This is a genomic window from Mycobacterium sp. (assembly GCF_032159565.1).
Taxonomy (GTDB): domain Bacteria; phylum Actinomycetota; class Actinomycetes; order Mycobacteriales; family Mycobacteriaceae; genus Mycobacterium.
The window spans coordinates 1-8267 of sequence record NZ_JAVHWR010000187.1 but is presented as its reverse complement, the minus strand read 5'-3'; the positions used below and the strand labels follow the sequence as shown (position 1 = coordinate 8267).

Sequence of the window (8267 nt, the reverse complement as noted above, 5' to 3'; positions counted from 1 at the left end):
TATATTAGATCTTTGCCGGCGTAGCGCAGCGACCCGTGCCGATGGGCGTTGAAGTACCCCAGGTTTGCCAAGTCTCTATCGGATATCAGGAACACCTCAGAGTTTCGCTCGTGTCGTCGCGCTCGTTGGACACGGCGAGGCAGGCCATGGAATTTCTGAGTTCGAGGTATTTATCCTGTGGCCGGCGGATTCAGTATTTGTGGCGAGTCGGTGCGCCGGTGCAGGCGCAAGCCCTCCGTCGATGCCGATGTACGGTTCGGACCGTCAAGTTCCGAGGGCCGCCGAGGTTGTCTACTCAAGCGTGATGTCAATGGCCAAGTTGAGGTATCCACTGGTGGCCAGGTAAAAGTCCCCGCCCCGTGCGGTAATTCTCGGGTTGGTTAGGGGTTCTCCTTCCGGTGTTGGGCGTCCTTCATGCGGTAGGAGTCGCCGTCGGTGATGACGACGGTGGCGTGGTGCAGGAGGCGGTCGAGCATGCTGACGGCGGTGGTCTGCTCGGGCAGGAATCGGCCCCATTGTTCGAAGGGCCAGTGCGAGGCGATGGCCAGGGAACGACGCTCGTAGGCGCCGGCAACGAGCCGGAACAGCAGCTGGGTGCCGGTGTCATCGAGTGGGGCGAAGCCGAGTTCGTCGAGAATGATCAGATCAACGCGGAGTAGGGATTCGATGATCTTGCCGACGGTGTTGTCGGCCAGGCCGCGGTAGAGGGTTTCGACGAGGTCGGCGGCGGTGAAGTAGCGGACCTTGTGCCCGGCATGGATCGCAGCGGTCCCGAGTCCGATCAGGGTGTGCGATTTCCCTGTCCCGGCGGGCCCGATGATCGCCAGATTCGCTTGTGCACGAACCCATTCCAAGCTCGACAGGTAGTCGAACACCTTGGGTTGAATCGAGGAGGCGGCCACGTCGAACGACTCGAGTGTCTTGGGGACCGGGAACGCTGCAGCCTTGAGCCGGTTGACGATGTTGGAAGCATCCCGGGCGGCGAGTTCGGTTTCGACCAGGGTGCGCAGCACTTCCTCGGGGGTCCAGCGTTGCGTCTTGGCGGTCAGCAGCACCTCGGGCGCGGTGCGGCGGATCGCAGCCAGTTTAAGCCGACGCAACCCGGCATCCAGATCAGCAGCTAGTTTCGGAACTGATGGTGGTGCAACGGGTTTGATCGTCTTATCCGGTGTTGTGGTCACGAGTTCGCACCGCCATCGGCCGCCGGGGCGACTTTGTAGGCCTCCAGCGAGCGGGTGGGAGCAACCGGCAGGTCCAGGATCAACGCATCCCCGGCGGGGCGGGGCTGCGGCGTCCCAGCGCCGGCGGCCAGGATGGAGCGGACATCAGCAGCGCGGAACCTGCGGAACGCCACCGCCCGGTGCAACGCGGAGACCAACGCCTGTTCACCATGGGCAGCGCCCAAGGCCAGCAGTATCTCCAACTCCGAGCCCAGCCGGGTGTTGCCGATCGCCGCCGCCCCGACCAGGAACGCTTCGGCATCGGGGCCCAGTGCGCAGAACTGCTTCTCGATGGTCGTTTTCGGGCGTGGCCCGCGGTCCGGCACCGGCCTCGGCCCGTCGTAGTGAGCGTCGAGGATCGACGCGGACCCTGGGGCGGCGAGCTCGTGCTCAGCCACGATCATGCCGGTCGCGGGCTCGACGATGCAGACCGCGCCATGATCGAGCACCACGGCCACGCTGGTGCCGATCAGCCGGGTGGGTACCGAGTAGCGGGCCGAGGCATAGCGGATACAGGACAGCCGGTCGACCTTGCGCAGCACCGAGGATGCCCCGATCTGCAGCCGCAGCGACGGCAGCGGTTGCAGCACTTCACGTTCCAGAATCAACTTCTCCTCGGGGACTGCGCAGATCTCCGAATGCAAGGCCGCGTTGACTTCAGCGCACCACACCCGTGCCGCGGCGTTGGCGACCCGCACATCGACCGCGGTGCCGTCGATGGCGGCCTGGGTCAGCAGCGGGACGGCCAGGTCGCGTTGGGCGTAGCCACATAGGTTCTCCACGATCCCTTTGGACTGAGGGTCATTGGCGTGGCAGAAATCCGGTGCGAAGCCGTAATGGCTGGCCAACCGCACGTAGTCCGGGGTGGGCACCACCACGTCGGCGACCACGCCGCCCTTCAAGCAGGCCATCCGGTCTGCCAGCACCCGCGCGGGCACACCACCGATCGCGGCCAACGCTTCGGCGATCAACGCCAACGTCGTCGAGGCCCGTTGATCGGTGGCAAAGGCCACGAAACGCCACCGGGAAAACGCCAGCACCGCGCAGAACAGGAACAACCCCGGCGCCGCCTGGGCCCAATCGATCACCAGATACTCACCCGGTGACCACACTGCTGGTCGGCGTCCGCGGTGGTTCTCGCTGCGCCACAACGCTTTCGCATCAGCGACCAGGCGGCGAAAGTTACGGTCCGAGCCGCCATAGCCCGCGGCGCGGGCGATCGGTAGCAACCGCTTGGCCGAGATGCGGCCCTGGGACTTCTCGACCCGTTCGGTGACCAGCTCGGCCACCGCGTCGTAGTTGTGGGTCCGTTCGACCCGCGGAGCAGGTGGTGCGTCGCCGGCCTCGAACTTCCCGACGACACGCTTAACGGTCTTATGGGTGGTGCCGCACAAGTCGGCGGCGGCTCGGTAGGACCCGAGTTGTTGGTAGGCAGAAATGATGTCCATGCGGTCCTTCGCAGACTTCAATGGAACTCCCCGGTGGTGGCGATGAGTGGTTGGCGCCTTCACCGTCACCATCGGGGCCCGCAGTTCCTGATCGACACGACGAACACGGGGTGGGGACTTTTATCTGGCCACCAGTGGGTACCTCCACTTGGCCACCAGTGGGGACTTTTTCATGGCCACGGACACCAACAATTCACGCCCGGTTCCCGACCACTGAGCGATGTGCAAAACCGAATGCCGTATGGAAATCTGCCTTCGCATACCACGCTGGCAAGCTGTGCATACGCGAGCCGCGCCGAGTTTTCCAACTGTTCGGCAATGCTTGTCGTCTAGGGCGCGCGTCACGGCTATAAGCATTGACGAATACAACGATCGCGGCTTTCGTACACGGTGATTAATGACCGTCGTTACATCGAATCGGCCGAAGCCGATACCGTTCTTGTCTTCAGAAAACCGTATGCCCCCCACCTGTGGTGAGGGGCATACGACGTTAGACGTGGGCTGTTCGGCTACGCCGAGCTGACGCCGCAGACTGGATCTGCCGGGGTCACACCATCTTCGTGACGCCGATGTAGGTCACAACATCGTCGGTGTCATCGGTCGAGCTGGTCAGTGTCGCGTACGACCTGATGAACGACGACCCCGCGCACTGGTCGAACTTGACGCGTAGACCGGTGATGTTGATCTTCGGGCTCGTGCCCTTGAACGTCTTCTTATCGATCGGGACGATGTTGACCGTACCGGGCTTGAGGTCGATCTTCATCTGGTAGTTCAACGAAGGCGTGATGGTGATCGGCAGAATGCTGCCGCCCATGAGCGGGATATGGAAGCCCGGGGTGATGCCCGCTGAGATAATGCTCTCGATGTCGTCTTGGGCGATGCCGCAGCCGATCTGGTAGCCGGCCTCGAGCGATCCGCCTGCGAGCTTCGGACCACCGGAACCGGTCACCGACCCGGTGAACGTGCCGTCTACCAGGTACTCGCGTGAGGTGGGCGCACCCGTCAGCGCTGCCACCGGCTCCATCGATTCTGTGGCGCCCTGCACTGTGAGGGTGTAACCGTCGGGCGTCTTCAGGACGCCGGGAGGAGCGGATGGCACAGGCCCGGCGGGTCCAGGGCCGCCCGGAGCCCCGGGAGGAGCGGCGTCGCCGGCAGGCGGCGGTGGCGCCGGCTCATCCGCTAGTGCCAGTGGAGCTGTCCCGATCGGGACCAGCATGCAAGCTGCAGCCAGCGTGGCAAACCGATTAAACATGTCGTGTTGGCGCCTCTCATCGTCCGAATTCCCCACGGAATCTGTACTGAGGAATCTTTAAGGGAGCGAGTGTCCGAACGGTGAACACAGCGCTAACGCCTGGCGCCCGATTTCCATCTACCAGGCGTCTCATATCGTTGACGTACCGGGCGCCTGCGACGAATCGACCGTGAAGACACGCAATAGATCGCTCGGCGGAACCCGTTGTTTGGCAATCGTTTACTAGTAGGCAAGATATCCGACCGACCATCGATCGCGGAGCTGCCCTGTTAGCACGGCGTGCGTTGACGCGGTGGCGATCGGGCGGCATGCAGACTGGCGGTACCGGTACGGGTCCGACCAGGCTGAGAGCCAAGAATTGACTATCTGGAAGGAAACGATGAAGTCATTCCCCGTCTGTGGGCCGACCGTGGCTTCCACACTGATCGTGTTCGGCATCGGATTGGCTGTCGTCCCTGTCGCATCCGCCGATCCCGCGGGCGTTGATCAGCCTCAACCGCCTGCTCCCGTTCCAGGGGCGCTTCCGGACGGTGCTGCATCGGATGCACCCGGTGCGCTTCCGGAGGCAGGCGCTATGCCTGGCGCACCTTTGCAACCGACTGGTGCGCCTCAGGGTCCGGCCCCCGACGCAGCCACGATGTCGACTTCCGGTGATCCGACCAGGGATGCATGCGACCTCTTCAACAAGTCAGTTAATTATGCCGCCATCAACTATGAGGATTTCGCGGACTATAGCGCCGGCAGTGGCAACTTCGTGGACTACGGTAGCCCGACTGTCAGTAATGCGAACGTGGCTGGCAGGACCGCCCTACGCCAAGCCGCGGCCGCGTCGCTCGCCGCAGCGACGATTCCGGGTGCGTCCCCAGCGGTAACGGCGCCGATGCAAGCGTGGTCACTGAGCGCCGCGAAGCTCGTGTTAGTGATGAGCGTCCGCGGTGGGGGTGACTCCCTCAATTCGACGGCAGCCGACCTGAACAGGACCGCGAAAGAAGCTCAAATGGCGTGTGCGACAGCTCAAATGCCGCAAGACTGAGCCCGCTTCTGGCGGGCGGTATGCTCGCCTGAGTCAGATGTTATGTGACCGCGAACATAAACGCAGGCTTTGGGCTCGTCGGATGTGATCGGCAATCAGCGGCGTGTCCGCACAGCTGCCGAGCAACGAAAAGACGACGGCGCAATTTGCCCGTTGCGCGGCGCCGGGGCGGGATTATCGGACATGCGCTACTGTCGTGAGCCCCGGCGATCCACACTGTCGGTGTCGTTCTGGAGGATCAGCGGATGGCCGATGCCGTCGTCGTATTCAGCGAAGTCGATGACGGCCTGCGCGGCTTAGATCGTTCAACACCGAAGGGGCCGCCGAACGCTGTTGGCTTGCGAGATGTCTTTGATCTGTCGCGTGCCGCATCGCGGGCCAAACGCCTTCATTGTGGACTTTTCGAGCCCGCGACAAGTGCAAAACGCTGCGTCGACGGGAGCCGACCGCTCAGCGACCGCGGGGAGACGAATGCCTGTACAGGAAAACCTTGCTTCTCTTGGCGCTCGAAATCACATCCTAGGTCTGCTCGTCGATCGCGGATGCGCATACCGTCGGTCAGGACGTGCAGTCGAGAAGCCGACCGGTTGGCGATCAGCAAACACGGTTGTGCTCGGCCACTGCTTAATAGTTGCGCCAACGGCGCGACGACATATAGTTCGTCCGTGGCCGGTGTCCCGGGATAACCGGAGCGACCGATCCCGCGGCGTCGCCACCAGTTACCAAACCATGGCGAATTCTTCAGACGAGTACAGAGCCCGTCTGCCCGCAGATCACCGCCCTAGTCGTTCCGCAATCTGGTCCCTTGAGATAGTGCCGTTTCGGAAGCAGGTGATCGTCGAAACGTCAACGAAGGCAAAGCATTTTTATTTAGCTGGCTCGGTACCAGACACAGCGACTTACTTGGAAAGCCTTGGCGCTGACTGTTGAAAGCAGCTTTTCAAATCAGCAACTTTAAAGCTTTCCGGCCTGTGCCGCCGTCGCCACGAACTTGTCATCGCCTAGCTCCTTCGAGTTCATGTGAAGCTTCGAGAACTTCGACGGGGGTGTTATTACGGTGACCGGCGGATGGAACAGCTAACCGCCACACACGCACTGAGCAAGGGAGATGTCTGACGGCTTATCAAGGAAAACACCGCGCCGACCAAGGCGGCCGAGGTGGCGGCCTCGGCGCCGCAAAGGTTGCTGGTCTGGCAGGAGTCGCTGCTACGACCGCGGCGATTTTGAGCGTTGGTTTCGGCGCGGGCGCAGCCCAGGCGTGGCCGGGAACGGAACACAAGCACGATACAAACACGAAGCAGTCCAACAGTGCACCGTCGAATACCGGATCGCCCAACACCAAGTCGGATACTGCGGGTCAGGGCACCACCGCGAATACCAACTTGAGCACGAGCACTGTGAATAACAGCTCGACCACCAGCACCACGACGAGGAGCCTCTTCGGGACCGGCTTTGCGCAGGTAATCATCGGTCAGCCGAAGGGAAATTACGGAATCTTCAACTACGTTGTTCCTGGCAGTAATGGCACCTACATCAAAGGTCTCTGCTTGAACCCGAGTGGCTGCGGTTGATTTCGTTCAACCCGCCGCGCGGTACAGATGACGCGCGGCGTTAAGGCACCAAGATGCGCGCGTCTGAGTCGAAAAGCTGGGGTGCGCGCATCTTGGTCAGAGGCAACCCGTGCACGAGGGTTTACCGTCCTTGGATCAATGTACGATTGCGCGGCGTGAGGGCTTGGATCGCTGTCGCGACCCTGCTGCTGGTCGGGTGCAATTTGCCGTCGGCACCGGTTGGCGGTCCGACGACGCCACTCGCTACCGCGCCGCTACCGCCCCCGCCGCCGCCCGCCACGACGATCGACCACGACGGTAGCTACAAGGTGGGCCGGGACATCGCTGTTGGAACTTGGCACACCGACGGACCGCTGCGTCGCGTCAACCAATACGACGAGAACGGGAACCCGATCTTGGTCCCCACATGTCACTGGGCAACGGGCGGCATTGGCGAGCAAAACGGCGCACCTACGGTTTACGGGCAAGCCAGCAATGTGAAAACCGGAGATGAGTCCGGTCCGCGCGATATCACAATCAGCCCGTCGGACAACGACTTTACGACAATCGGATGCAAGCCGTGGCAGCTGCGGCCATAGCCGTTCTGGCGCAATACATTCACACCACGTACTTGCCGAACCAGTCCTGCACCCGGCGCCACGCGTCCGCGGCGGCCGCCGCGTTGTAGCGATCGCCGGTGTCGTTGAAGAACGCGTGATTGGCGTCGGGCTCCGTGACCAGGTCGTGCACCAGCCCCGCCTTCTCCAGCGCAGCTCTGACCACCGGCTCGGTTTTGGTCACCCGGTCGTCGAGCGCACCGTAGAACGCAAGCACTGCAGCGTTTTTCGAGCCTGCGAAGTCTGGGTTCTCGGGGGCAGGCCCGTAAAACGGGACGGCGGCGGCCAATTCCGGCGTGCTCGCGGCGAGCATTTGCCAGACCAGTCCCCCGCCCATGCAGAAGCCGACCGCCGCGACCTTTTTGTCGGGTACGCGCCGCTGCAGTTCTCCGACGCCCGACTTGAGGTTCGCGACGAACTGGTCGTTCGGGATGTTGCCGAGCGCCGCCGTGGCCTGGGCGGGATCGCTGAACTTCGCGGTACCGCCCTGCGCCGAGAGCAGATCGATGGCGAGCGCCGAGTAGCCGATGCCTGCGAAGCGGCCTGCTACCGAGCGCACCCAATCGTTGAGGCCCTTGTTCTCGTGAATGACGAGCACGCCGCCGCGGGCGTTCGGCGCCTCCGCCCATGCACCCTGAAGCTCACCCTGCGGCCCCGACCAGGTGATCGGTTCGGTCGGCAGCGTTTTGTCGGATCCGGGCGGTGGGGCGCTCGCGGAAGCCGACTCGCTTGACGTCACTGCACCGGTCGACGTGGCGGGCGCCTCAGACGTGGGCTTCTTGTTCTCGCCGCATGCGGCGATCAACGCGGTGGCCGCCGCCGTGCCCACGCCGAGTAGCGCAAGCCTGCGCAGGGCCTCTCGGCGGGACATCAGGCCGTCGACGTGGTCGGTCGCGATTTCCTCTGCGATGTATCGCTGTAGTGGAGTCACCCTGGCGAGTATGCCGCTGAATGCCGAAGCCGGGTAGACGCATCGGTTTTCGCGCGATACTCGGGCTATGGACTGGAGGCCGGACGGCCGGGCGCTGCGCGGGCGGGTGGCGGTGGTGGCAGGCGCGACGCGCGGCGCGGGCCGTGGCATCGCCGCGGCGCTCGGCGAGGCGGGCGCGATCGTGGTGTGCACCGGTCGCAGTTCCTTGGCAGGCGG

The 8267-nt window shown here is 63.4% G+C and carries 6 protein-coding genes; 2 read left to right on the top strand and 4 right to left on the bottom strand.

All coding sequences use genetic code 11. From position 1 onward, the window contains the following. Window positions 1-380: 380 nt before the first annotated feature. From istB to QOC76_RS25330, 3 genes are all read right to left on the bottom strand, one after another. Window positions 381-1181: an IS21-like element helper ATPase IstB gene (gene istB, locus QOC76_RS25340; protein WP_526361623.1), complete on the bottom strand. Its 801-nt coding sequence runs from the start codon at window positions 1179-1181 to the stop codon at window positions 381-383. Beyond that, the gene (gene istA / locus QOC76_RS25335; protein WP_526361621.1) at window positions 1178-2689 is read right to left on the bottom strand and encodes an IS21 family transposase; all 1512 of its coding nucleotides are present in this window, start codon (window positions 2687-2689) and stop codon (window positions 1178-1180) included. Before istA ends, istB begins: the two co-directional genes overlap by 4 nt. Window positions 2690-3215: 526 nt before the next feature. Further along, on the bottom strand, window positions 3216-3920 hold the full coding sequence (locus QOC76_RS25330) for an MspA family porin (RefSeq protein ID WP_526361619.1): 705 nt from the start codon (window positions 3918-3920) through the stop codon (window positions 3216-3218). Window positions 3921-4299: 379 nt separating this feature from the next. On the opposite strand from QOC76_RS25330, the gene QOC76_RS25325 reads away from it, so the two are divergent. Together QOC76_RS25325 and QOC76_RS25320 are read left to right on the top strand one after the other, a co-directional pair. Next, window positions 4300-4953 carry an Rv2240c family protein gene (locus QOC76_RS25325; protein ID WP_526361625.1) on the top strand — a complete coding sequence of 218 codons (654 nt, stop codon included), beginning with the start codon at window positions 4300-4302 and terminating at the stop codon, window positions 4951-4953. Window positions 4954-6577: 1624 nt separating this feature from the next. Further along, window positions 6578-7102 carry an Rv1352/Rv1906c domain-containing protein gene (locus tag QOC76_RS25320; RefSeq protein WP_526361617.1) on the top strand — a complete coding sequence of 175 codons (525 nt, stop codon included), beginning with the start codon at window positions 6578-6580 and terminating at the stop codon, window positions 7100-7102. A gap of 19 nt (window positions 7103-7121) precedes the next feature. Here the strand turns inward: QOC76_RS25320 and QOC76_RS25315 are convergent, their stop codons facing one another. Beyond that, window positions 7122-8051: a dienelactone hydrolase family protein gene (locus tag QOC76_RS25315; protein WP_526361615.1), complete on the bottom strand. Its 930-nt coding sequence runs from the start codon at window positions 8049-8051 to the stop codon at window positions 7122-7124. Window positions 8052-8267 lie beyond the last annotated feature (216 nt).